The sequence below is a fragment of the Buchnera aphidicola (Chaitophorus sp. 3695) genome (genome assembly GCF_964058985.1).
Taxonomy (GTDB): Bacteria; Pseudomonadota; Gammaproteobacteria; order Enterobacterales; family Enterobacteriaceae; genus Buchnera_J; species Buchnera_J aphidicola_BQ.
In genome coordinates, this window is the sequence record NZ_OZ060379.1 from 223602 (window position 1) to 249538 (window position 25937).

Annotated in this window: 21 protein-coding genes and 2 pseudogenes; 13 read left to right on the forward strand and 10 right to left on the reverse strand. The window is 20.2% G+C overall.

The features are described 5' to 3' along the window. Positions 1-102: 102 nt before the first annotated feature. From mnmA to ribA, 9 genes and pseudogenes are all read left to right on the forward strand, one after another. Positions 103-1233, forward strand: a complete 1131-nt coding sequence (mnmA, locus tag AB4W58_RS00980) for a tRNA 2-thiouridine(34) synthase MnmA (RefSeq protein ID WP_367674228.1) — start codon at positions 103-105, stop codon at positions 1231-1233. A gap of 34 nt (positions 1234-1267) precedes the next feature. Next, positions 1268-2650 (forward strand): adenylosuccinate lyase, encoded by a 1383-nt coding sequence (gene purB, locus AB4W58_RS00985; protein ID WP_367674229.1) that lies wholly within the window; start codon positions 1268-1270, stop codon positions 2648-2650. A gap of 39 nt (positions 2651-2689) precedes the next feature. Then, on the forward strand, positions 2690-3460 hold the full coding sequence (locus AB4W58_RS00990) for an enoyl-ACP reductase (RefSeq protein ID WP_367674230.1): 771 nt from the start codon (positions 2690-2692) through the stop codon (positions 3458-3460). Between the two features lie 163 nt (positions 3461-3623). Then, positions 3624-5558, forward strand: coding sequence for an exoribonuclease II (locus tag AB4W58_RS00995; RefSeq protein ID WP_367674231.1), 1935 nt, complete (start codon positions 3624-3626; stop codon positions 5556-5558). A 49-nt stretch (positions 5559-5607) separates the two neighbouring features. Next, complete coding sequence (locus tag AB4W58_RS01000) at positions 5608-6264, forward strand: YchE family NAAT transporter (RefSeq protein WP_367674232.1); 657 nt, start codon at positions 5608-5610, stop codon at positions 6262-6264. 77 nt (positions 6265-6341) lie between these two features. Further along, the gene (lipB, locus tag AB4W58_RS01005; RefSeq protein WP_367674233.1) at positions 6342-7007 is read left to right on the forward strand and encodes a lipoyl(octanoyl) transferase LipB; all 666 of its coding nucleotides are present in this window, start codon (positions 6342-6344) and stop codon (positions 7005-7007) included. Positions 7008-7107: 100 nt separating this feature from the next. After that, positions 7108-7965 (forward strand): annotated as a pseudogene (gene lipA / locus AB4W58_RS01010) (lipoyl synthase); the annotation flags it as partial. A 50-nt stretch (positions 7966-8015) separates the two neighbouring features. Continuing rightward, a complete protein-coding gene (gene pyrF, locus AB4W58_RS01015) occupies positions 8016-8756 on the forward strand; it encodes an orotidine-5'-phosphate decarboxylase (protein WP_367674234.1) in 741 nt (246 codons plus the stop codon). Positions 8757-8797: 41 nt separating this feature from the next. Further along, on the forward strand, positions 8798-9394 hold the full coding sequence (gene ribA, locus AB4W58_RS01020; RefSeq protein ID WP_367674235.1) for a GTP cyclohydrolase II: 597 nt from the start codon (positions 8798-8800) through the stop codon (positions 9392-9394). Between the two features lie 123 nt (positions 9395-9517). Here ribA and yciA read toward each other — a convergent pair whose 3' ends face one another. The 6 genes from yciA to AB4W58_RS01050 form a co-directional block, all read right to left on the reverse strand. Further along, on the reverse strand, positions 9518-9940 hold the full coding sequence (gene yciA, locus AB4W58_RS01025; protein WP_367674236.1) for an acyl-CoA thioester hydrolase YciA: 423 nt from the start codon (positions 9938-9940) through the stop codon (positions 9518-9520). Positions 9941-10109: 169 nt separating this feature from the next. Beyond that, entirely contained in the window at positions 10110-10916 is an 807-nt protein-coding gene (gene trpA / locus AB4W58_RS01030) for a tryptophan synthase subunit alpha (protein ID WP_367674237.1), read from the reverse strand. Then, a complete protein-coding gene (gene trpB, locus AB4W58_RS01035) occupies positions 10916-12118 on the reverse strand; it encodes a tryptophan synthase subunit beta (RefSeq protein ID WP_367674238.1) in 1203 nt (400 codons plus the stop codon). Before trpB ends, trpA begins: the two co-directional genes overlap by 1 nt. After that, on the reverse strand, positions 12115-13503 hold the full coding sequence (gene trpCF, locus AB4W58_RS01040; protein ID WP_367674239.1) for a bifunctional indole-3-glycerol-phosphate synthase TrpC/phosphoribosylanthranilate isomerase TrpF: 1389 nt from the start codon (positions 13501-13503) through the stop codon (positions 12115-12117). The genes trpB and trpCF overlap by 4 nt, the downstream gene beginning before the upstream one ends. Continuing rightward, a complete protein-coding gene (gene trpD / locus AB4W58_RS01045; RefSeq protein ID WP_367673852.1) occupies positions 13500-14504 on the reverse strand; it encodes an anthranilate phosphoribosyltransferase in 1005 nt (334 codons plus the stop codon). The genes trpCF and trpD overlap by 4 nt, the downstream gene beginning before the upstream one ends. A 132-nt stretch (positions 14505-14636) precedes the next feature. Continuing rightward, complete coding sequence (locus AB4W58_RS01050) at positions 14637-15410, reverse strand: inositol monophosphatase family protein (protein WP_367673853.1); 774 nt, start codon at positions 15408-15410, stop codon at positions 14637-14639. Between the two features lie 241 nt (positions 15411-15651). Between AB4W58_RS01050 and hisS the strand changes: the two genes are divergently transcribed. Together hisS and glyA are read left to right on the forward strand one after the other, a co-directional pair. Continuing rightward, entirely contained in the window at positions 15652-16938 is a 1287-nt protein-coding gene (gene hisS, locus AB4W58_RS01055; RefSeq protein WP_367673854.1) for a histidine--tRNA ligase, read from the forward strand. Between the two features lie 54 nt (positions 16939-16992). Then, positions 16993-18246 (forward strand): serine hydroxymethyltransferase, encoded by a 1254-nt coding sequence (gene glyA / locus AB4W58_RS01060; protein WP_367673855.1) that lies wholly within the window; start codon positions 16993-16995, stop codon positions 18244-18246. A 10-nt stretch (positions 18247-18256) separates the two neighbouring features. On the opposite strand, the gene bioD is transcribed toward glyA, so the two are convergent. Beyond that, positions 18257-18937, reverse strand: a complete 681-nt coding sequence (gene bioD / locus AB4W58_RS01065; RefSeq protein WP_367673856.1) for a dethiobiotin synthase — start codon at positions 18935-18937, stop codon at positions 18257-18259. Positions 18938-19163: 226 nt separating this feature from the next. After that, positions 19164-20081 (reverse strand): annotated as a pseudogene (bioB, locus tag AB4W58_RS01070) (biotin synthase BioB); the annotation flags it as partial. Positions 20082-20168: 87 nt separating this feature from the next. Between bioB and bioA the strand changes: the two are divergent. Further along, a complete protein-coding gene (gene bioA / locus AB4W58_RS01075) occupies positions 20169-21467 on the forward strand; it encodes an adenosylmethionine--8-amino-7-oxononanoate transaminase (RefSeq protein WP_367673857.1) in 1299 nt (432 codons plus the stop codon). Positions 21468-21469: 2 nt separating this feature from the next. Here bioA and AB4W58_RS01080 read toward each other — a convergent pair whose 3' ends face one another. Next, positions 21470-22483: a beta-propeller fold lactonase family protein gene (locus tag AB4W58_RS01080; RefSeq protein WP_367673858.1), complete on the reverse strand. Its 1014-nt coding sequence runs from the start codon at positions 22481-22483 to the stop codon at positions 21470-21472. 50 nt (positions 22484-22533) lie between these two features. Beyond that, on the reverse strand, positions 22534-24594 hold the full coding sequence (gene mfd / locus AB4W58_RS01085; RefSeq protein ID WP_367673859.1) for a transcription-repair coupling factor: 2061 nt from the start codon (positions 24592-24594) through the stop codon (positions 22534-22536). Positions 24595-24879: 285 nt separating this feature from the next. Here mfd and gap point away from each other — a divergent pair, with 285 nt between their 5' ends. Beyond that, positions 24880-25875 carry a type I glyceraldehyde-3-phosphate dehydrogenase gene (gap, locus tag AB4W58_RS01090; RefSeq protein ID WP_367673860.1) on the forward strand — a complete coding sequence of 332 codons (996 nt, stop codon included), beginning with the start codon at positions 24880-24882 and terminating at the stop codon, positions 25873-25875. Positions 25876-25937 lie beyond the last annotated feature (62 nt).

Below are 25937 nucleotides of genomic sequence, written 5' to 3' on the forward strand. Positions count from 1 at the left end.
TTTTTTAAATTTTTTTATTAAAATACTATACCATAGTTAATTATAAGAATAAAAAATTCAGTTAGTTTGAATTTATATAAAAAATTTTAAAAGGTTAATTTTATGACATGTAAAAAAAAAAAAGTTATTGTAGCTATGTCTGGAGGAGTAGATTCTTCTGTTACTGCATGGTTGTTAAAAAAAAAATATCATGTTGAAGGTTTATTTATGAAAAATTGGGAAGAAGAAGATAATTCTGATTATTGTAGTTCAAAACAAGATCTTCAAGATGTTGAGAATGTATGTAAATCTTTAAAAATTTTTTTACATAAAGTAAATTTTTCTTTAGAATATTGGGAATATGTTTTTAAAAATTTTTTATTAGAACATAAAAAAGGAAGAACACCAAATCCAGATATATTATGCAATAAAAAGATTAAATTTAAAATTTTTTTTAAATTTGCAATAGAATATTTGAATGCTGATTATATATCTACTGGGCATTATGCTATAAATTTCTTTAAAGATCAAAGTTATTTTTTATTAAAAGGAAGAGATAAAACTAAAGATCAAAGTTATTTTTTATATACATTAAAACAAAAACAATTAAAGAGAATATTATTTCCTTTAGGTTATTTAAAAAAAAAAAAAGTAAGAAAAATTGCAAAACAAATAAATTTGAAAGTTTATAATAAAAAAGATTCTGTAGGTATTTGTTTTATTCAACCTAAGTTCTATAAAAAATTTTTAAATAAATATTTATCTTCTAAACCTGGATTAATTTTAACTGTTAAAAAAAAGATTATAGGTAAGCATAATGGATTATTTTATTATACTTTAGGACAAAGAAAAGGATTGAATATAGGAGGATTAAAAAAATATAATAATAATCCGTGGTATGTTGTAGAAAAAGATCTTACTAATAATTTTTTAATTGTAGCTCAAGGTTTAAAGAATAAATATTTATTATCTACAGGATTAATTCTTAAAAAAATACATTGGATTAATAAAAAAAATATTATTTTTCCTTTAAAATGTAAAATTAAAACAAGATATTCTCAAATTGAAAATAATTGTATAATTAAAAAAAAAAAAAAATATATTAAAGTAATTTTTTTAAATCCAATTTCTTCTATAACTCCTGGACAATCTGCTGTTTTTTATTTAAAAAATATTTGTTTAGGCGGAGGAATCATTCAAGATAAAATTCCATTAATTAAAAATTTTTCTAAATTAAATATTTTTAAATATTAATAAAATTTTTTATTATTGAAAAGGAAAATAAATTTTGAAATATATTAGTTTAAAAAATATTTCACCTATAGATGGTCGATATAAAAATTTTACTAAAAATTTAAGAGATATATTTAGTGAATATGGATTTATTAAATATAGATTAATAGTTGAAATTTGTTGGTTGAAATATTTATCTAAAATTCCAGAAATTAAAGAATTACATCCATTTAATGATAAAATTAATAATTTTTTAAATATGATTATTGATCAATTTAGCGTAAAAGATGCTTATGAAATAAAAAAAATTGAAAAATGGACAAATCATGATTTAAAAGCTATTATTTTTTTTCTAAATAAAAAGCTTTCTTTAATTAAAAATACAGATAATATGATTGAATTTATTCATTTTGGATGCACTTCTGAAGATATTAATAATATAGCTTATGCTTTAATGCTCAAAAATGCTAAAAAAAAATATATTTTAAGATATTGGGAAAAATTAATTTTTTATATGGATTCTATGTCAATAAAATATAGTAAGTCTGTAATTTTATCTAGAACTCATGGACAATCTGCTACTCCATCTACAATGGGGAAAGAAATTTCTAATTTTTCTTATAGATTAAAAAGACAGTTCAATCAATTTAAAAAAATTAAAATTTTAGGAAAATTTAATGGCGCTGTAGGAAATTACAATGCTTTATTAATAGCATACCCATATTTAAATTGGGAAAAAATTAATAAAAATTTTGTACATTCTTTTAATATTTCTTGGAATCCTTACACTACTCAAATAGAACCACATGATTATTTATCAGAATTTTTTTCTTGTATTTTTAGATTTAACACTATTTTAATCGATTTTAATAGAGATATGTGGGGGTATATTTCTTTAAATTATTTTACACAAAAAATAAAATTTAATGAAACAGGATCTTCCACTATGCCTCATAAAGTTAATCCAATATATTTTGAAAATTCTGAAGGCAATTTAGGGATTTCTAACGCTTTAATACAACATATTTCATTTAAATTACCTATTTCTAGATGGCAAAGAGATTTAAGTGATTCTACTGTTTTAAGAAATTTAGGAAGTATTATATCATATTCTATAATTAGTTATCGTTTTATTTTATTAGGAATAAAAAGAATAAAAATTAATAAAAAATATATTCATCATGATTTAAAAAAAAATTATGAAATATTATTAGAACCTTTACAAATTATAATGCGTAAAATGGGAATTAAAAATTCATATGAAAAAATTAAAAATTTATTTAGAGGAAAAAAAATTAATTCTAAAATTATAAAAAAATTTATTGATGAATTAAATATTTCTAATTCTGAAAAAAAAAAATTATATAACTTAACTCCTTTGAATTATATAGGAAAATCTTCTGATCTTGCAAAAAAAATTTCTTTTTATAAATACTAATTTTTTAAAACATAATTAATTTTTTTAAAAGGTTTAACAATGGGAATTTTATTAAATAAAAAAATTTTAATTATAGGTTTACATAATAAATACTCTATAGCATATGGTATTTCTAAAATTATTTATGATCAAGGTGCGCAATTAGCATTTACATATAAAAATGAGAAATATAAAAATCGGATTAAATACATAGCTAAAAAATTTAATTCGAATATTATTTTAAAATGTGATATGCGAAAAGATTCTAATATTAAAAATTTATTTTTAAAATTAAAAAAAATATGGTCGAATTTTGATGGTTTTGTACATTCTATAGCATATTTAAAAAAAAAATATTTACAAAAGAATTATATAAATTCAATTAACTCAAAAGCTTTTCAAAAATCGCATTATATTACTTCATATAGTTTTTCAGCAATAACAAAATATTGTCAATTTATGTTAAATAATTATTCTTCTTTATTGACTATATCTTATATTGGTTCTAGAAAATTTATTCCATATTATAATTTTATGGGATTAGCTAAAGCTTCTTTAGAAGCTAACGTAAGATATTTAGCAGGTTCTTTAGGTCCAAAAATTAGAGTTAATGCGATTTCTGCAGGTCCGGTAAAAACAGTTTCTTCATATAGTTTAAAAAGTTTTAAAAAAATGTATTCTATAAATAAGAATTTTTCTCCAATAAAAAGAAATGTATCTATTACAGATATAGGAAATGCAGCAGCATTTTTAATCAGTAATTTATCTTCTGGAATTACAGGTCAAATTATATATGTAGATGGAGGATTTAACATAGTAGGATTATTTTAATTTTTTTTAAATTTACAATGTTTTAATTTCGTTTGGTCTTTTATTAAAATCATAGTATATTAATTTCATGTATTTTATGTTTAAAATATTAAAATTTATATAAATAAATTCTTTTATATAAATTTTTTAAATATTTTAATGTAATATTTTAGGTTAAATTATAATGTTTTATAATAATAGTATATTAATACAATTAAAAAAAAAATTTAAAAAAAAAATACTTAGAGTTGAAGGAATTGTAAAAAAATCTGAAAAAGGTTTTGGATTTTTAGAAACAGATTCAAAAAATAGTTATTTTATTCCTCCAAAAAAAATAAAAAAAGTAATGCATGGAGATAAAATAGTTGCTAGAATAGGATTTTCTAAAAATCGAGAAATAGTCGTTCCAGAAAAACTTATAGATTCTTTTTTAAAAATTTTTATAGGTAGACTTCAAAAAATTAACAAGCAACTTTTTATTATACCAAATTACACATTTTTAAAAGAGTATATTCCATGCACGTTTTTAATAGATAAAATTTCTGAATTTAAATCAGGAGATTGGTTTATAGCGAAATTAACTAAACATAAGTTAAACAATGATTTTTTTCATGCTGAATTAATTGAATTTATTGCAAAAAAAGAAGATCCATTTACGCCATGGTGGATAACTTTATCTAAGTATAATTTAAAAAAAACAGAACCAAAAATTAATATAGAGAATATTTCATTTCTTGATTCTAAAAAAAGATTAGATTTAACAGATCTATCTTTTATTACTATAGATAATAATAATACTAAAGATATTGATGATGCTTTATTTATTCAAAAAATTAATGATAATTTTGAATTAATAGTAGCTATATCTGATACTACATCTTTTGTTCACATTAAAAGTAAATTAGATATTATTGCTTCAAAAAGAGCTTTTACTAATTATTTGCCTGGATTTAATATTCCTATGTTGCCAAGAATCTTATCGGAAGATTTATGTTCATTAAAACCAAATAAAAAACGTCCAGTATTAGCATGTAAAATGATTATTTCTCAAAAAGGAAAAATACAAAAAAACAGTAATTTTTTTTTAGCATGGATTCGATCTAAAGAAAAATTATCATATAAAAATGTTTCAAATTGGTTAGAAAAAAAAAGTAATTGGACGCCATCGACAGAAAATATTAAAAAACAATTGAAGTTTTTAAAAAAATTATGTATTTCTAGAATCAAATGGAGAGAAAAATATGCTTTAATTTTTCCGGAACGATTAGAATATAAATTTCATTTGTCTGCTAATGGTGAAGTATTAAAAATTTCTAATGATAAAAGAAGAATTGCCCATAAAATAGTAGAAGAATGCATGATATCTGCTAATTTAACTGCAGCAGATATTTTATCTAAAAAAGTTGGTTTCGGATTATATAATAATCATTCTGGTTTTGATATATATAGTGCTCAACAAATTTCATTATTACTTAAAAAAAATAATATTTTTATTACTTCAAAAGAAATATTAACTTTAAAAGGTTTTTGTACTTTATATAAAATTTTAAGAAAAAAAAAATATAAATATTTAAATAATAGAATTAGAAAATTTCAGTCTTTTAGTGAATTTAGTTTAATTCCTAACCCTCATTATGCTTTAGGATTTAAAAGATATGCTACATGGACTTCACCGATTAGAAAATATGGTGATATTATTAATCATAGATTTTTAAAATCAATGATCTTAGATGAAAAACCTGTCATAATACATAAAAATATTTTAAAAAAAATATCTGATCAAAAAAGAAAACATAGATTGTCAGAAAGAGAAATAGAAGATTTATTATATATTCAATATTTTACAAAAAATAATTTTAAAAATGAAGTATTAAAGTCAGAGATAGTAGATATTTTAAGAGGTGGAATTCGTGCAAAATTATTAGATATAGGTGCAAATATTTTTATTCCTAATTTATTTATTCATAATATACGTTCAGAATTAGATTTAAATTTAGAAGATGGATTAATTAGTATTAAAAAAAAAATATTATACAAAATATCAGACATTATTTATGTCAAAATTGTAGATGTTAAAGTTGATACAAAAAGTATTATAGCAAAAATAATTTCAAATTAATTAAATAAATTTAATTATATAAATCTTAATCAAAATATGAGGAAAATATGTGAATATATTAAATTTTGATTGTACAATTTACATAAAATTTTTTATTAGTTTATTTATATTAATTAATCCTATAGGTATGATACCAATTTTTTCTAGTATGACAAATAATTTTTCTTTTAAAGAGAAAAATAGAATTAATTTAATAGCGAATTTTTCTGCATTCATAATTTTATTTATATCTTTATGTTTTGGTCATAATATTTTAAAAATTTTTGGAATTTCTATGTCATCTGTTAAAATTTCTGGAGGTTTGTTAATTTTAACTGTAGCTTTTTCTATGATGAATAATCAAAATACTACTGTGTATTCAAAAAAAAAATATATACAAAAAAAAAATATAAAAATGCAAAATATTGGTGTCATACCTCTAGCTATGCCTTTGATTGCAGGTCCTGGTGCTATTAGTGCAACAATAATTTGGAGTACACAAAATCCTAGTATAATAAATATTATTTTGTGTAGTATAGTAATTTTTATATTTTTTTTATTTTGTTATATTATTTTTCGAATATCTCCTTTTTTTATGTATTTTTTAGGAAAAAATGGTATGGAAATTATTACTAAAGTAATGGGTTTATTACTTATGTCTTTGGGAATAGAGTTAATTACTTCTGGTATAGAAATTATTTTTATTAAAAATTTTTCTTGTATTTAAAAAATACTGTTTAATTTTTTATGAAATTATTTTAATCTATATAATATTAAAATCATTTAATGTAATTTATTATATTTATGAAAAAAATTTATATTCGAAATTTAAAAAAAACTGATTGGAGCGTTACTTCTAGTGCTATGCATTTATTTACAAATTCTAGATCTCAAAAGACATTAGATGAATTATGGTTTACAGAACATAATTCAATTTTTACTACAGGTATTTTAGAAAAAAATAAAAATATTATTAAACGAATAAACAATATTCCAGTTATACAATGTAATAGAGGAGGTAAAATAACTTATCATGGTCCAGGACAACAATTAGTTTATATGTTAATAAATTTAAAATTAAAAAAAATTAATATTAAAAAATTTCTTTTCTTAATTGAAAAAGTTGTAATTCATACATTAAAGAAATTTCAGATTACGGCATATACTATAAAAGATTCTCCTGGTGTATATATTAATAAAAAAAAATTTTGTTTTATAGGATTACGCATTAAAAATCATTGTTCTTTATATGGAATTTCTTATAATATAAATGTTGATTTAAATTTATATAAACATATTAATCCTTGTGGAAATAAATTTATTAAAGTTTTAAATCTAATAGATATTATTCCTACAATTACAATGAATATTTTTCGAAAACAATTTATTCAAACATTTTTGAATATTTTTAAATATCAAGAAAAATATAAATCTTCATATAATATTTTTAATAAAATATATATAAATTAATATTTTTATTAAATTAATTATTTATATAAATATATTTTTTTTAAAAATCTTTAATTATTTTACTTTAAAAATAAAATTTAATTGAGATTGATTACATATGTTAAAAAAACCGAATTGGATTAAAATTAAACTTCCTAATAATTTTAGTAATGTTAAAAATTTTAAAAAAATATTAAGACAAAGATCTTTAAAAACAGTATGTGAAGAAGCTCAATGTCCAAATTTAAATGAATGTTTTAATAACGGAACTGCTACATTTATGATTTTAGGATCTATTTGTACACGTAAATGTCCTTTTTGTGCAGTAAAAAAAGGACAACCAAAATATTTAGATCAAAATGAACCTAAAAATTTAGCAAAAGTAATTCATCATATGAATTTAAATTATGTTGTGATTACTTCTGTAAATCGTGATGATTTAAAAGATGGTGGAGCTTTACATTTTTCTAAATGTATTAAAGAAATTAGAAAAATTAAAAATATTAAGATTGAAATATTAGTTCCAGATTTTAGAAAAAAAGAAAATTTAGCATTAAAATTAATTGAAAAAAATTTGCCTGATATTTTTAATCATAATTTAGAAAATGTTCCGAGATTATATAAAAATATTCGTCCAGGTGCTAATTATAAAAATTCTTTAAATTTATTAAATAAATTTCATAAAAAATTTCCTCATATTCCTACAAAATCTGGGTTAATGGTTGGATTAGGTGAAAAAAAATATGAAATATTTCAAGTTATACAAGATTTATATGATAATGGAGTATCTATGTTAACTATTGGACAATATTTACAACCAAGTAGATTACATGTATCTGTAAAAAAATATTTAAATCTAGAAGAATTTAAAGAAATAAAAAAACAAGCTTTTTTAATTGGATTTAAGTATGTTTTTTGTGGACCGCTAGTTCGATCATCATATCATGCTTTTTCACAATATAAGACAATAAAAAAATAATTATTTACAATTAAATATATAATTTTCAATTTTAAATTAGAGGATAATAGGTGTTATATCAAAGTTTAAAAAAAATATATACAACAAAAATAATAATTGCTTTAGATTATTCTAGTAAAAAAAAAGCATTAAGTTTAATAAAAAATTTAAATCCAAAATTTTATAGATTAAAAATTGGAAAAGAAATGTTTTTTTTATTTGGTATAAATTTTTTAAAAAAAATTATAAATTTAGGTTTTAAAATTTTTTTAGATTTAAAATTAAATGATATTCCTAATACTGTTTTTAAAGCTATTAAATCTTTTTCTCATTTAAAATTATGGATGATTAGTATTCATGCATCTGGTGGAAGAGATATGATGATAGCTGCAAAATCAGCAATTAAATATTTTAAAAAACCTCCTTTATTAATTTCTGTAACAGTTTTAAGTAGTTTTTCAACTAAAAATTTATGCGATATAGGAATATATTCTTCTATTAATAAACAGATTTTATTGTTATCAAAGCTATCTAAAGAAATGGGTTTAGATGGTGTAGTATGCCCTGGAAGTGCTGTAAAAAATATAAAAAATTTTTTAGGAAAAAATTTTAAAATTATTACTCCAGGAATTAGAATGTTAGATAATAATTTTCATGATCAAAAAAATGTAATTACTCCAGAACAAGCAGTAAAACTTAAAATAGATTATATTGTTTTAGGTAGAATAATTACTTTGTCAAAAAATCCAATAAATGATTTAAAAAATATTTTTTTATTAACAAATAATAAAAAAAATATTTTTGAATATTAATCAAAATATTACATTAACATTTTTAAAATTATAGAGATTTCATGAGATTAAAAAAAGTTGCAGAATCTATATTACCTACACGATGGGGAAATTTTTTAATCGTTGCTTTTAAAGAAGAAAATACAAAAATTAAAACAAATAATCATCTAGCTTTAATTTATGGTGATATATATTTTCCAAACAAAAAAATTTTAGTTAGAATTCATTCAGAATGTTTAACTGGAGATTCATTATTTAGTTTACGTTGTGATTGTGGAATACAGTTGAAAACTGCACTAAAAATAATATCTCAAGAAGGTTCTGGAATTTTAATATATCATCGACAAGAAGGTAGAAATATTGGATTAATTAATAAAATTAAAGCGTATGCTTTGCAAGATATGGGATTAGATACTGTTGAAGCAAATCATAAATTAGGTTTTTCAGCTGATGAAAGAGATTTTAAAATTTGTGCAGATATTTTAAAATTATTAAATATTAAAAAAATACGTTTATTAACTAATAATCCTAAAAAAGTTAAAATATTAAGTAAAACTGGTATTAATATTCAAGAAAGAGTTTCTTTAATTGTTGGTTTAAATAAAAAAAATAAATTTTATGTACATACAAAAAAAAATAAAATGGGCCATCTTTTTTAAAAAATAATTAATATTTTGATAAATTTTTGCATAAATATTAAAAATACTAAAAAAATATATAATATATTTAAAATATTTTTATTTATTACATATTTGAAATATAAAATATATTAATTATATTTTTCAAAAATTATTATTTTTATGTAAAATTTTTCTAGGTTTTCCTTTTTTATCTATAGCCACATAAATAAATTTTCCATGTGTAGCTAAATATTCTTGTTTAATAGGTTTAGAATATAATCTTTTTACCCAAATTTCTATTTTAATTTTCATAGAACTATTTCCTATTTTAATACATTGACCATAGCAATTAATAATATCTCCTATAGATATAGGATGAATAAAAGAAATTTTTTTGGCTTGTACTGTGACTACTCTTCCTAAAGATATTTGTTTAGCTAAAATAGCTCCTCCCATATCCATTTGTGACATGACCCAACCTCCAAAAATATTTCCATTAGCATTAGTATGATTAGGCATAGCTAAAGTTTTTAAAAGCATATTATTTTTATTTTTAATATTTTGATTTATTTTTTTTTTTTTCATTTTTTTTTATTTGAACATTTTGAAATATTATAAGTTATAAAAAAATATATTATATAGAATTAAAATTTTTAAATAAATAAACTGTATAGATTTTAAAAGTAAAAATTTAATTAACAATATAAAAAATTTATACTTTTCATTATATATTTTTTTTAAATAAAATATATAATTATTTTAAATTAGTAGATTTTTTAAAAAATACGCATAATTTTTTAATTTTTTTAAGCATTTCATTTGTATTATTTAAATATTTTTCTATTAAAAAAATTATTTCTGAACCACATATAATTCCTGAAATTCCAGATTTAAATATTAATTTCATATTAGTATATTTATTTATTCCAAAACCATTTAAAATTGGAGCTGATTTATTTTTTATTAATTTATCAACTATTTTAAAATTAATTTTATTATTTTTTTTGTGAAGTCCTGTTACTCCAGTTCTAGACACTAAATATACATAATCTTGACTATATTTAGATATTTTTTTGATTAATATATTGTTAGCATTAGGAGGACATATATAAATTGAAGATATTTTATTTAATAAAGCATATTTACGAAATTCATATGATTCTTCTATAGGAACATCAGGAATTAATACTGAATCTATTCCAGATTTATAGCAATAATAATAAAATTTTTTAATTCCAAAATTAAAAATTAAATTTGCATATATTAATAAACCGATAGGTAATTTTTTATTTTTTTTACGTATTTTTTTTATAATTTTAAAAAATTTTTTTATATGAATTTTATTTTTTAAAGCGCGTTGATTAGATTTTTGTATTATAGGTCCATCTGATAAAGGATCTGAAAATGGTATACCAATTTCTATAGCATCTACTCCAGAAGATATAACAGTTTTAATAATATTTATAGATTGTTTTAGATTAGGATCACCTAAAACTAAAAATGGAATAAAAATTTTTTGTTGAATATTTTTATTATCAAACATAATTTTATATCGATTCATTAAATTTCCTTAATAGTGTAATTATTTTTTTTTAAAAATTTATTAACAGTTTCAATATCTTTATCTCCTCTTCCTGATAAATTTACAATAAAAGTTTGTTTTTTATTTTTGTTTTGATTCATTAATTTTAATGCATATGATAAAGCATGAGATGCTTCTAAAGCTGGAATAATACCTTCTTTTATTGATAATAATAAAAAAGCTTTAACAGCATCTATATCTAATATAGAAACATATTTTACTATTTTTGTTTCTTTTAACCATGCATGTTCTGGACCTACTGAAGGAAAATTTAATCCAGAAGAAATTGACCATGATTTTTGAATTTGTCCTTCTTTAGATTGTAAAATTAAAGATTTCATTCCAAAATAAATACCTTTAGTACCTTGAGTTAATGATGCACTATGTTTTTTTGTTTGCAGACCTTTTCCAGCTGCTTCTACTCCAATTAAAGATATAGATTTATATTTCATAAATGATTTAAATATCCCAATAGCATTTGATCCTCCTCCTATACAGGCTATTACTGCATTTGGAAGTTTTTTTTCTTTTAATAAAATTTGTTTAATAGTTTCTTGACCTATTATTTTTTGAAAATATTTTACTATTTTTGGATAAGGATGAGGTCCTGCTACAGTTCCTAACATATAATATGTTGTATCATAGTTTTCTGACCAATCTCTCATAGCTTCATTACATGCATCTTTTAATGTACCATTTCCAGAATGTACAGGAATGACTTTTGCACCCATTAATTTCATGCGTAAAACATTTGAATATTGACGTTGAATATCTTTTTTTCCCATATAGATTTTACATTTTAAATTCAATCTAGCACATACAATGGCTGATGCGACTCCATGTTGTCCTGCTCCTGTTTCTGCAATAATTTTTTTTTTTTTCATCTTTTTAGCTAATAATGCTTGTCCTAAAACTTGATTAGTTTTATGTGCTCCTCCATGTAATAAATCTTCTCTTTTTAAATAAATTTTAGTTTTTGTTCCTTTAGTAATGTTTTTACATAATGTTAATGGAGTAGGTCGTCCTGCAAAATTTTTAAGTAATTCAGAAAATTTTTTTTTAAATTTAGTACTTTTTTTTGCTTGAAGAAAATATTTTTCTAATTGATTTAATGCAGGAATAAGTATTTCTGGAACAAATTTTCCTCCAAATTTTCCGAAATATGAATTATTTTTTTTCATTTTTTTTTTTTTCCTTGTATGACAAAATATCTGATTGTATGAAATATTTTTTTTATTTTTTTTTTATCTTTGATCCCTATATTTTTTTCTAATCCAGAATTTAAATCTAAACCAAAACAATTTAATTGCAATGCTTTTTGAATATTTTTTGTATTTAAACCACCTGATAAGATAATTTTTTTTAAATTTTTATTTTTTAAGATGTTCCAATTAAAACTTTTTCCACTACCTGGATTGATATTATCAAATAAATATTTATGAACATTTGAAAGTTTTTTATAGAAATATATATTTTGATTTATTCCTATAGATTTCCATATTTTTATTTTATATCCTAAATTTTTTCTAAGTTTTTTTATGTATTCTTCATTTTCTGTTCCATGTAATTGTATTATTTTTAAATTTAATAATGAAATTTTTTCAATAATTTTATTAATATTTTGATTTTGAAATACTCCTACAAATTTCAAGTTTTTAATACAAATAATTTTCTTTGCTTTTTGGATATTTATTTTTCTTAATGAGTTTTTACAAAAAATTAATCCACCATATATTGCTCCATATTTTTCTGAAATTTTTGCATCTTTTGCACGTGTTAAACCGCAGATTTTATTATGTCCGAAAATAATTTTTTTAACTGCTATATTTAAATTTTTTTTTTTCATTAAACTAGAACCTATTAAAAATCCGTCAACAATAGAAGATAATTTTCTAATTTGAGAATTTTTATAAAATCCAGATTCACTTATTATAATTGATTTTTTATGAATTAAAGGAGCTAGATTATAAGTATTATTTATATCAATTGAAAGATTTTTTAAATTACGATTATTAATTCCGATTACTTGAGCTTTTAATAAAATCGCTCTTTTTAATTCTTCTATATTATTTATTTCTGTTAAAATACCTAAATTCATTTTTTTGCATAAATTTGATAAAAAATTATATTGATTATCATTTAAAATAGATAACATTAATAAGACTGCATCTGCTTGATAATATCTAGCTAAATATATTTGATATGGATCAAAAATAAAATCTTTACATAAAATTGGTTGCGATACTTGATTCCTAACAATAGGAATATTTTTTATATTTCCATGAAAATAATTACTTTCTGTGATAACTGAAATAACATTAGCATATTTTTTATAAATAGAAGATATTTTATTTAAATTAAAATTTTTATTAATTATACCTAATGAAGGTGAAGATTTTTTACATTCTAAAATAAAAGAAGGTTTATTTATTTTTAAAGATTTAATAAAATTTCTAGTTTGTATAGAAATTTTTTTTTTTAAATCTTTTAGTGGTTTTTGAATTTTTTGATTTGAAATCCATTTTTTTTTATTTATTAAAATTTTTTCAAGAATATTTTGAATCATGTTTTTCCTATTTTAGAGATATTTTTTATAAAATTATAAATTTTACCACTGTGAATAATTTTTAAAATATTTGTAGTATTTTTTTTTAAATTTTTTTCTCCAAAAATTTTTAATAAAATGGCTGTATTAATTGCTATTAATTCATTTTCTTCATTTGATCCTTGACCTTTAAAAATTTTTTTTAAAATTTTAAAGTTATCTTGTAAAGATCTTTTTCTAATATCTTTTTTTATTCTCCATGTTAAACCAAAATCTATAGGAGTATATGTTTTAGAATTAATTTTTTGATTTTTAATTTCAATTAAGTAAGTTGGTTTATATAAAGTTGCTTCATCCGTTTTATCACTGTTAATTAAAAATATTTTTTTATATTTCATTTTCTTTATTATTTTTGCCATAAAAAACATAATATCTTTACTATATGTTCCAATTACTGCTAATTTTGGTCGAGAAGGATTTAAAAGAGGACCGGCAATATTAAAAAAAGTTCTGATTTTTAATTCAGATCGAACTTGATGTACATTTCTAAATATAGGATTATATTTTTGTGCATTCAAAAAACAAATATTAAATTTTTTAAACATTTTTTGTGATAATTTTGTAGACATTTGTGTATCAATATTAAAACATTTAAGTATGTTAGAAGATCCAGAACTACTAGTGATACTTTCGTTACAATGTTTAATAATTTTGAATCCTAATAATGCTGCAATGAAAGCACTAGATGTAGAAATATTAATTCCGTTACTTGAATCTCCACCTGTACCTGCTATATCAGAATATTTGCATTTTGGAGAAGTAAATTTTTTAGTTAATTTCCAAGATGCTTGTATTAATCCTAATATTTCTCTTTTTTTAATTCCTTTTATTTTGATAGAGGTTATAATACTAGAAATTTGTGATTGATTAAGCTTTTTTTTTCCAATTGAAAGCATTAATTTATACATTTCTTTGACTTGAAGATTTTTAGAACATAGTAATTTATTTAAAATTTTTTTCATTGTGTTTTTTATATTTATTTATTGAATTAATATTTTTTTTAAAATATACATAATTTTTTTATTTTATATGAAAAAATATAAAAATAATTTATTTAATAATTTAATTATAAAATTTATATAAAAATTATTTTTTTAGTATAATGATTTTATTTCTTTTAAAATTAATGAAAGAATTTTAGAATTATTTGCAATAATTACTGTTTTATTATTGTAATCAAATCCACCTTTATAATCACTAATTATTCCTCCTGTTTCTTTGACATGTAAAATTCCTGAATAATAATTTTTCATTTGAAAATTTTGTTCAATTATGCAATCAATTTTTCCATTAGCCAAATATACTAAATCTAAAGGTATTAAACTAGTACTTCTAAAAGAAATTCCTTTTTTAAAAATTTTTTTTAAAACGTTATAAAAAATATTATTTTTAAATAACATATAATTAATTTTTGCAGAAACAAAAATTTTTTTTAGTGCATATGTTTGTGAAGATCGCATTCTATGACCATTAATTTGTGCTCCATGACCGTTTACTGCTGTAAATAATTCATTTTTTAATGGATCATATATTACTGAAGAATGTATTTTTTTTTTTATAAAAATTGTTATTGAAATACAAAAATTTGGAAATCTTTTTTTAAAGTTTTTTTTTCCATGAATAAGATTAACAATCCATGTTGGATTTTTAAATTTTCGTAATTTTAAATTATTGTAGTTAAATAATATATGATGCTGAAAATATGATTTTTTTATTAAGTTTATAATAACATTTTTTGTTTTATAAATTTCTTTTTGCAAAATATCTTCATTTTTTAAGTAATTAAATGTACTTTTGTCATACGCTTGAATAATATTATTACCTCCTTTTATAGCTGCTTGAACGGCTATATTTAATATAGGATGCATTTTTTTTCCCTATGTTTGATAAAATTAAAAAAATATTATTTGATAATATAAAAGTCGTTATATAATAATGAAATTATTAAATTAAAGTTTTTTCATAATTTTATTTACTTTTGTATTTCTTATATAAAAATATCTATATAATTTAATTGTATCAAGTTTTTTATGTTATTTATTTTTTTTCTAAAATATATTAAAAAATATATTTTTTAGTATTAATTTTTTATACAAGAGATTATATATTATGATTAAAAAAATACGATTAATAAGAGGAATGCATGATTATCTTCCTGAAGAATTATATTTTTGGGAATATACTGAAAATATTTTAAAAAAAATATTTAAAAATTATGGCTATAACGAAATTAGATTACCAATATTAGAAAATACTCAATTATTTAAGAAATCTATTGGAGAGGTTACTGATATTATAGAAAAAGAAATGTATACATTTCTTGATCGTAAAAAACAAAGTATTACATTACGTCCGGAAGCTACAGCTAGTTGTGCAAGAGCTGTTTTAGAAAACAATCTTTTAAAAAATATTCATCAAAGATTTTGGTATTTTGGACCAATGTTTAGATATGAAAGACCTCAAAAAGGACGTTATAGACAATTTTATCAATTTGGTTGCGAAGTTTATGGTTTAAGTGATCCTTCTATAGATTTAGAATTAATTATACTTTTATACCGTTGTTGGAAAAATTTGAAAATAAATAAAAAAGTTTTTTTAGAAATAAATTCTATTGGAAGTATTCAATCTCGTGAAAAATATAAAATTGATTTGATAACTTTTTTAAAATCTAATATAAACTCTTTAGATGTAGAGTCTAAAAATAGATTATATACTAATCCTTTACGAATTTTAGATAGTAAAAATTTAAATGTACAAAATTTATTGAAAAATGCTCCAAGTTTATTAGATTATATCGATAATAATTCTAAAAATCATTTTCAAAATTTATGTTTTTTAATAAAAGAAATGAAAATTCCTTTTGTAGTAAATAAAAATTTAATTAGAGGATTAGATTATTATAATAGTATTGTATTTGAATGGAAATATAAAAGTAAAAAATTAGGTTTACAGAATACTATTTGTGCTGGAGGACGTTATGATAATTTAATTAATATTTTAGGAGGTCCATCTACACCTGCGTTAGGATTTGCAATTGGTATGGAGCGTTTAATATATGTTTTAAAACAAAATAAAAAAAAGATAAATACAAATTTAATCAATGATGTTTATATAATTTCTAATATACAAGAGAATAAGATTTTATGTATTAAATATGCAGAAAAAATTAGAAATTTTTTTAATAAATTAAAAATTATTCAAGATTTTAATCTGGGATCTATTAAAAAAAAAATAATTCGAGCAAAAAAATTTCAATCAAAGGTTATTATAATTATAAATAAATATACATTAATTAATAATGTAATTGAAATTCGATATTTTCATACTAATAAAGTAAAAATAGTACATATAAAAAAAATTATTCAAATATTAGAAAAATTTTTCAATAAAAATTAATATATTTAAATTTGATTAAAAATTTTTAACATATAAAAAATAAGGATTTAAAAAATGTATTTTCATCAAAATAAAAATTTTAAACATGATAAAAAATTATGGAATTTAATATATAAAGAAAGTCAAAGACAAAATGAAAATATTACTTTAATAGCTTCAGAAAATTATGTTACTTCAGAAATAATGCAAGCTCAAGGTTCTATTTTAACAAATAAATATGCTGAAGGATATCCAGATCATCGTTATTATGGAGGATGCAAATATGTAGATAAAATAGAAAAATTAGCAATTTATAGAGCTAAAAAATTATTTAAAGCTAATTACGCAAATGTACAACCTCATTCTGGTTCTCAAGCAAATTTTGCTGTTTATAATGCTCTTTTGAAACCAGGAGACTTGATTTTAGGAATGAATTTAACTGATGGAGGTCATTTAACACATGGATCTTCAGTAAATTTTTCTGGAAAAATATATAAATCTATATCTTATAAATTAAATAAATTTGAAAAAATTGATTATTCAAATATAAAATTTTTAGCAAAAAAATATCAACCTAAAGCGATTATTGGTGGTTTTTCTTCTTATTCAGGAAAATGTAATTGGAAAAAAATGAGAAAAATAGCTGATGAAATTCAAGCTTATTTAATTGTAGACATTGCTCATGTTGCTGGATTGATCGCTACTAAATTATATCCAAGTCCTATAAATTATGCACATGTAGTTACTACTACTACACATAAAACACTTTCTGGGCCACGAGGAGGTTTAATATTATCTAATGAAAATGATATTTTATTATATAAAAAATTAGATAAATCAATTTTTCCGGGATCTCAAGGTGGTCCATTAATGCATGTTATAGCAGCTAAAGCTATTGCATTTAAAAATGCTATGAGTCGATCTTTTAAAAAATATCAAAAACAAATTTTAAAAAATGCAAAAGTAATGTCAAAATATTTTTTAAAAAAAAATTTTGAGATAATTTCTAATGGAACGCATAATCATTTATTTATTTTAAATCTTACTAAAAAAAATATTACAGGAAAAGATGCAGAAAATTTTTTAAGTTTATCAAATATTATAGTAAATAAAAATACTATACCAAATGATTTAAAAAATCCTTTTATTACTTCAGGTATTCGTATTGGAACTCCAGCTATTACAAATCGAGGAATAAAAGAATCAGAATCAGAAGAAATTGCTTATTTCATTACAATATTATTAAATAATTTTAAAAATTATAATATAAGTACTAAAATTCAAAAAAATATATTAAAAATTTGTCAGACATATCCAATTTATTTGTAATTTTTGAATATTAAATAAATAATATATTTAATTTAAGATTTTTAAAATTAATTTTATTATTTTTTAAAAATTTTACTTCTCCAATAAATGGTATATTTAATTTTTTTTTTAAATATGTAATATATTCTTGATAATATATTTCTTTTTTTTTATAAATATGATTTGCAATCCATCCTAAACATTTTAATTTAGAATTTATAATAGCATTTTTGGTTAAAATAGCATGATTTATACATCCCATTTTAATAGCAACAACAATTAATACTGGTAATTTTTCTAAAATTACCCAATCTGAAAATTTTTTCTTATTAGATAAAGGAGTATGCCATCCTCCTGCTCCTTCTATTAAGATCCAATTTGAATCTTTAGAAATTTTTTTTAATCCATGAGACATTTTTTTAAAACTAATTTTTTTTTTATTAAGTTTACTAGAAATATGTGGAGGAATAGATTGATTAAAATTTATAGGATTAATCTTTTTTAAAGAAAAGTTTTTAAAACTGTATTTATTTAATAAGTATGCATCTTGATTAAATTTTTGAGTATTTTTTATAATTGTTAATCCAGATGAAACAGGTTTATATCCTACAGATTTAAATCCTAATTTCTGTGCTTTTTTTAATAAAATACAACTAATAAAAGTTTTTCCAACATTAGTATCAGTTCCTGTAATAAAAAATTTTTTTTTCATATTTTAATTAAAATTTTTTAAAAAATTTATTATATAACTTAAAATTTAGTAATTTTATGCTAAACTTAATGAAATATTTTATATATTTAAGTTTAACATAAGTATTTTGTAATAATTAAAAATTTTTTATATGAACATTATATTATTTTTCTAAAGCATTATAAAATAAATTTTTATTATAATTTATATCATTTAATTTAAATTTTAATTTTTCTGGTTTTAAATTTAATTTTTTAAATAATTTAATATCTTTTTTTTCACTTTGATTTTTTGTAGTTAAAAGTTTACAACCGTAAAAAATAGAGTTAGCTCCAACCATAAAACACATTGCTTGTGTTTGAAAATTCATTTTTTCTCGTCCAGCAGAAAGTCTAATATATGATTTAGGCATCATAATTCTAGCAATAGCTATAATTTTAATAAAATCAAAATCATTTACTTTTTTATTTTTTTCTAATGGAGTTCCAGGAACTTTTACTAACATATTTATAGGTATACTTTCAGGTGGTTTAGGAAGATTAGATAATTCCATTAAAAATTCTATTCGATCTTGAATTTTTTCTCCTAATCCTATAATACCTCCAGAACAAATTTTTATTCCAGAATTTCTAATATTTTTTAAAGTGTTTAATCTACTTTGATATGTTCGTGTAGAAATTATTTTAGAATAGAAATTTTTAGAAGTATCTATATTATGATTATAAAAATCTAGACCAGCATTATATAATTTTTGCGCTTGATTTTCCGTTAATTCTCCTAATGTCATACAAGTCTCTAATCCTAAATTTTTTACTTTTTTAATAATTTTTTCTAAATATGGAATATCTTTTTCTTTAGGATTTTTCCATGCTGCTCCCATGCAAAATCGGCTAGCTCCTATTTTTTTAGCTTTTTTTGCAGCTTTCATAATTTTACTTTTATTAAGTAAAGGTTTGTTCTTTAAATTAGTAGAATGTCTTGCACTTTGAGGACAGTATTTACAATCTTCAGGACATAAACCTGTTTTTATAGATAACAATGTGCTAATTTGTATTCTATTTGGATCAAAATATTTACGATGTATTTTTTGAGCTTGATATATTAAATCAAAAAATGGTTTTTGAAAAAGTTCTTGAGTATCTTCTAAAGTCCAACGTAAGTTCATATATTCTCCAAAATAAATGTATTTTTTAAAGAAAAAGATTATAATTTATTAATATTTAAATTTATCTAAAAAAAAAATAAAAATAATATGAATAAAATAGATTTATTATTTGATAAAAAGCATATTTGGCATCCTTATGAATCAATTACAGGTCAAAGTAATTGTTTTTTAGTAACTTCTGCAAAAGGAGTTTTTTTGAAGTTATCTAACGGAAAAAAAATAATTGATGGAATGTCTTCTTGGTGGTCTGCAATACATGGTTATAATAATAAAAGGTTAAATAAAGCTTTAAAAAAACAAATAAAAAAAATGTCTCATATTATGTTTGGAGGAATTACACATAAACCTGCAATATCATTATGTCGTAAATTATTACAAATAACACCTAAAAATTTAGATTGTATTTTTTTAGCTGATTCTGGATCTGTTGCTATAGAAATAGCTATTAAAATGACTTTACAATATTGGAATTCTTTAAACATTAATAAAAAAAAATTTTTAACAATTAAAAACGGTTATCATGGAGATACATTTTTTGCTATTTCAGTTTCAGATCCTATAAATTCCTATCATAAAATATACAATAATGTGATACCAAAAAATATTTTTGCAGAAGCTCCTTCTTTATCTTTTTATGATGTTTGGAATGATATTGATTTTAAATCTTTTGAAAATTTAATATATAAAAATCATAAAAAACTTGCTGGAGTAATTTTAGAACCTATTGTACAAGGTGCAGGAGGAATGAAATTTTATCATCCTAATTATTTAAAAAATGTAAGAAAATTATGTAATTTATACAATATTCCTTTAATTATAGATGAAATTGCAACTGGTTTTGGAAGAACTGGAAAATTTTTTGCATCAGAATATTCTAATATTTCTGGAGATATATTATGTATTGGAAAATCATTAACAGCAGGTATGTTAACATTATCAGCTGTTTTAACTACACGACATATTGCAGATGTAATTAGTAAGAGTAAAACACAATGTTTAATGCATGGTCCAACTTATATGGGAAATCCATTAGCTTGTGCTGTTGCAAATGAAAATATTAACATATTAAAAGAAAATAAATGGAAAAAAAAAGTAAAAAATATAGAACTAGAACTAAAAAAAAATTTAGAAAATTTATCTAATCATCCTAAAGTTTTTAATGTAAGAATATTAGGAGCAATTGGAGTAGTAGAATGTTTATATTTAATTAAGATAAAAAATATGCAAGATTTTTTTATCAAAAATAATGTTTGGCTCAAACCATTTAGAAATTTGATTTATACTACTCCTGCATATATTATTGATAAAGATAGTTTACAAAAAATTACTCAAATTATTGCTTTATCTTTAGATACAGATAATTTTATATATCATAGTAAAATTTAATTTTATAACAATAATATTTCAATCCATAAAGGTTCTGTCATAGTTAAAAAATTTAATTTTTTATTTAAAAAACCATTTTTTTTATTTATAGAATATATAGATACAGAATTTGATTTTTGACCTGAAACAATTAGATATTTTCCTTTGTTATCAATGTTAAAACTACGAGGTTGTTTTTCAGTTTTATAAATTTTTATAAATTTTATTATTCCTGTATTCGGATTTATTTGAAATAACGAAAGTGTACTTGTTGCTCTTTCAGAAGCATATAAAAATAAACCACAAGGAGTAATATGTATATCTGCTGCCCATTTTTTTTTAAAAAAGACAGGTATAATATTTATTTTTTGTATATATTGATCGGTATCTTTATTATAAATTATTTTTTTTATATCCCATACAATAATTGTACTATTTAATTCATTAAGAACATATAAATATTTATTATTTGGATGAATAGCTAAATGTCTTGGTCCAAAATTTTTTTTATGATGTAAAATATTTGTATTTGTTTTAAATAATTTATTAATATTTTCAATATTATAAATAAATATTTTATTTAATTTTAAAGCAGTAAAAAACAAAAATTGATTAGATTTATCTATAATAGAAGCATGACAACCTAACATTTTTGTTTTAAATTTATATATTTTTTTTGGTATTCCATTTGAATCTAATAAATGACAACTAATAGAATTATTTCCATAAGAACTATTAAATAAATATTTTTCATCTTGATCAATGCAAATATGATTTGGATTACCATATGTTTTTATTTTATTATTTATTTTTAATAATCCGTTATGATTAATATCATATGTTATAATTTGCGCTTCATTTCTAATTCCAGCATATAGTTTTTTTTTTTGTATAGATAATTTAATAGGTTGAATCTCATTATATGTATATATTTCTTGAATTTTTTTAATTTTTTTTAATGAATTAAATTCAAATACTTCAATTGTATTTTTTTTAGGAATAGAAACATAAATAATATATTTTTTGATTTTTTTCATTTTATTTAGTTTTTTTTAATCTTAAGTTATAAATATAATTTTTTAATATCTTATTTTTTATTTTTTTTTAATTTTGATATAAATTTCATTATCCAATAAATTTTTTTTTTTGAAGTTTTAAATTCTTTTTTAAACACAATAGTATTTTTTTCTTTTAGTTTCCAATATTTATATTTTTTTTTAATATAATTTACTAATGATAGTGTATTAATTGTATTTGAAGATAAAAATTTTATTTCACCACCTGTATTATTAAAATTAATTTGTTTAATTTTATATGATTCTGCAATAATTTGCATTTTTTTCATACTTAATAAATTTTTTAATAAATTTGGAATTTTTCCAAATTTTTTTTTTAAACTTAATTTAACTATTTTTAATTGATTTAAATTACTTGAATTAGAAATTTTTAAATAATAAGATAATCTTTGATTGATATCATAAATGTAATTTTCAGGAATTAAAGCTGGAATATTTAACTTAATTTTAGTTTTTTTATTAAATAAATTTTTAGTTATATTTTTATTTCCTTTTTTCAAAGTTTGAATAGCTTTTTTTAATAATTTTAAATATAATTCTAATCCTATATTTTCTATATATCCGCTTTGTTTAGAACCTAGAATTTCTCCTACTCCTCGAATTTCTAAATCATGAGTAGCTAAAGAAAATCCTGCACTAAAATCTTGTATAGATGATATAGATTTAAGTCTTTTTTTTGCATTTTCTGTAATTTTTTTTAAATTTGATACTAATAACCATGCATACGCCTGATGATAAGATCTTCCTACTCTTCCACGTAATTGATGTAATTGTGATAAACCAAAACAATCAGCGTTTTCAATAATGATTGTATTTGCTAAAGGAATATCTAATCCATTTTCAATAATTGTCGTACATAATAATATATTAAATTGATTTGTATAAAAATCATGAATTACTTTTTTTAGACATTTTTTATTCATTTTACCATGTCCAACATTAAATTTTCCTTCTGGAACTAATTTAGATAAATAATCTAATTTTTGTTGAATTTTATTTACTTTATTATAAATATAATATACTTGCCCTCCTCTATTTAATTCTTTTAGAATTGCATTTCTAATAATTTTTTCATTTTTATTACGAATAAATGTTTTTACTAGTAATTTTTTATCTGGAGGAGTTTTAATAATAGATAAATCTCGAATACCTAATAGAGATATATTTAAAGTTCTAGGAATTGGAGTAGCAGTTAGAGTTAATATGTCAATATTGTAGAATTTTTTTTTCATAAATTCTTTATGATGTACTCCAAATCTATGTTCTTCATCAATAATTAACAATCCTAAATTATTCCATCTTAATTTTTTCAATAAAATTTTATGTGTACCTATTAAAATATTTATTTTTCCATTTTTTATATTTTTTAAAATGTATTTTTGTTCTTTTTTAGTTTTAAAATTAGAAAACATTTCTATATATATAGAATATTTAGAAAATCTATGAATAAAATTATTATAATGTTGTTGAGCAAGTAATGTAGTAGGAACTAAAATAGCTACTTGTTTATTATTATAACTAGCTATAAAAGCTGCTCTCATAGCTACTTCTGTTTTTCCAAATCCAACATCTCCACATACTAAACGATCCATAGGTTTTGAAGAATACATATCGTTTAAAACTGAATCTATAACTTTAGATTGATCAGGTGTAGTTTTAAATGGAAAAAGATCACAAAATTCTTTATATTTTTTTTGATTTTTCTTAAAAGAAAATCCTATATGAGAACTTCTTTTTGCATAAATATTTAATAAAATTGCAGCAGTATCAAATATTTTTTTTGAAATTTTTTTTTTTTCTTTTGCCCAACTATCACTTCCTAATTTATGTAATGGAATAATTTTTTTAGTGTTATTTTGATATATATTAATTAAATTTAATGAAGAGACAGGTACATATAATTTGTCTTTGTCTGCATATAAAATAACGATGTATTCAGATTTAATTCCAGATGTTTCAATTGTTTTTAAACCTTGATATCTTCCAATTCCATGTTTGAGATGAATAATTGGTTGATTAATACTTATGTTAAAATTTTTTTTTTTGAGTAATTTAAAATATTTTTTTTTCATAAATTTATTAAAGAAATCGTATTAAAATAAATATTTTTATTTGATTAAAAATATATTTATATTATTTAAAAAATATTTAATGATATTTTAAATAAAAATTTTATAAATTTTAATGCTTAAAAAATTTTATTTATTATTAAAATAATATGTTAAAATTAAAAAAAATAAAAATATATTATAATATATTTTTTTTTAAAACAGAATTAAATTATATTTAAAATATGTAAAAATAAATAAATTAATTATAAAAATTTTTTCGTTTTTGATTTTAATTATGAGAATAATATGACAATCAGAGTAGGAATTAATGGTTTTGGTAGAATAGGAAGAATAGTTTTTCGGCTTGCACAAGAAAGAAAAGATATTGAAATAGTAGCTATAAATGATTTATTAGATGCAGAATATATTGCTTACATGTTAAAATATGATTCCACACATGGATATTTTTCAAAATCAGTTAAGGTTCAAAAAAATTGCATTGTTGTAGATAATAAAGTTATTCAGATTACTTCTGAAAGAAATCCAGAAAAATTAATATGGGGAAAATTATCTGTAGACACAGTAATAGAATCTACTGGATTTTTTTTAACTCATGATACCGCTAAAAAACATTTAATTTCTGGAGCAAAAAAAGTAGTTATTACAGGCCCTTCTAAAGATAATATTCCTATGTTTGTAAAAGGAGTAAATTTTGATTCTTATAAAGGAGAGAAAATAGTTTCTAATGCATCTTGTACTACTAATTGTTTAGCTCCTTTAGCGAAGATTATTCATACAGAATTTTCTATTATTGAAGGATTAATGACTACTATTCATGCAACCACATCTACTCAAAAAACTGTAGATGGAGTATCATTAAAAGATTGGAGAGGAGGAAGAGGAGCTTTACAAAATATCATTCCTTCTTCTACAGGAGCTGCGGCTGCAGTTGGAAAAGTTTTACCTGAATTAAATAATAAGCTTACAGGAATAGCATTTCGTGTACCTACACCTAATGTATCTGTTGTAGATTTAACGTGTAAATATAAAAATTCTGCAAGTTATAATGAAATTTGTGATACCATTAAAAAATATTCTATGAATGAAATGAAAGGAATTGTAGGATATACAGAAGATAGTGTAGTATCTACTGATTTTAATGGTTCTACTTTAACATCAATTTTTGATGCTACAGCTGGATTAGCTTTAAATAAAAATTTTGTGAAATTAATTTCTTGGTATGATAATGAAGTAGGTTATTCTAGTAAAGTATTGGATCTTGTAAAATTAATTTCTATATAAAATTTTTTTTAAAATATTTTAACTAGGTATATATTAAATTTATATATACCTAATTTAATTTA

Bases quoted from the DNA above. Each gene is read 5' to 3' on its own strand.
- AB4W58_RS01080 (WP_367673858.1), bottom strand. From the start codon at position 22,483: ATGAAAAAAATCAAAAAATATATTATTTATGTTTCTATTCCTAAAAAA.
- AB4W58_RS00990 (WP_367674230.1), top strand. From the start codon at position 2,690: ATGGGAATTTTATTAAATAAAAAAATTTTAATTATAGGTTTACATAAT.
- gap (WP_367673860.1), top strand. From the start codon at position 24,880: ATGACAATCAGAGTAGGAATTAATGGTTTTGGTAGAATAGGAAGAATA.
- yciA (WP_367674236.1), bottom strand. From the start codon at position 9,940: ATGAAAAAAAAAAAAATAAATCAAAATATTAAAAATAAAAATAATATG.
- bioD (WP_367673856.1), bottom strand. From the start codon at position 18,937: ATGAAAAAAAAATTTTTTATTACAGGAACTGATACTAATGTTGGAAAA.
- trpA (WP_367674237.1), bottom strand. From the start codon at position 10,916: ATGAATCGATATAAAATTATGTTTGATAATAAAAATATTCAACAAAAA.
- AB4W58_RS00995 (WP_367674231.1), top strand. From the start codon at position 3,624: ATGTTTTATAATAATAGTATATTAATACAATTAAAAAAAAAATTTAAA.
- ribA (WP_367674235.1), top strand. From the start codon at position 8,798: ATGAGATTAAAAAAAGTTGCAGAATCTATATTACCTACACGATGGGGA.
- trpB (WP_367674238.1), bottom strand. From the start codon at position 12,118: ATGAAAAAAAATAATTCATATTTCGGAAAATTTGGAGGAAAATTTGTT.
- AB4W58_RS01050 (WP_367673853.1), bottom strand. From the start codon at position 15,410: ATGCATCCTATATTAAATATAGCCGTTCAAGCAGCTATAAAAGGAGGT.
- lipB (WP_367674233.1), top strand. From the start codon at position 6,342: ATGAAAAAAATTTATATTCGAAATTTAAAAAAAACTGATTGGAGCGTT.
- bioA (WP_367673857.1), top strand. From the start codon at position 20,169: ATGAATAAAATAGATTTATTATTTGATAAAAAGCATATTTGGCATCCT.
- mnmA (WP_367674228.1), top strand. From the start codon at position 103: ATGACATGTAAAAAAAAAAAAGTTATTGTAGCTATGTCTGGAGGAGTA.
- trpD (WP_367673852.1), bottom strand. From the start codon at position 14,504: ATGAAAAAAATTTTAAATAAATTACTATGTTCTAAAAATCTTCAAGTC.
- mfd (WP_367673859.1), bottom strand. From the start codon at position 24,594: ATGAAAAAAAAATATTTTAAATTACTCAAAAAAAAAAATTTTAACATA.
- hisS (WP_367673854.1), top strand. From the start codon at position 15,652: ATGATTAAAAAAATACGATTAATAAGAGGAATGCATGATTATCTTCCT.
- trpCF (WP_367674239.1), bottom strand. From the start codon at position 13,503: ATGATTCAAAATATTCTTGAAAAAATTTTAATAAATAAAAAAAAATGG.
- glyA (WP_367673855.1), top strand. From the start codon at position 16,993: ATGTATTTTCATCAAAATAAAAATTTTAAACATGATAAAAAATTATGG.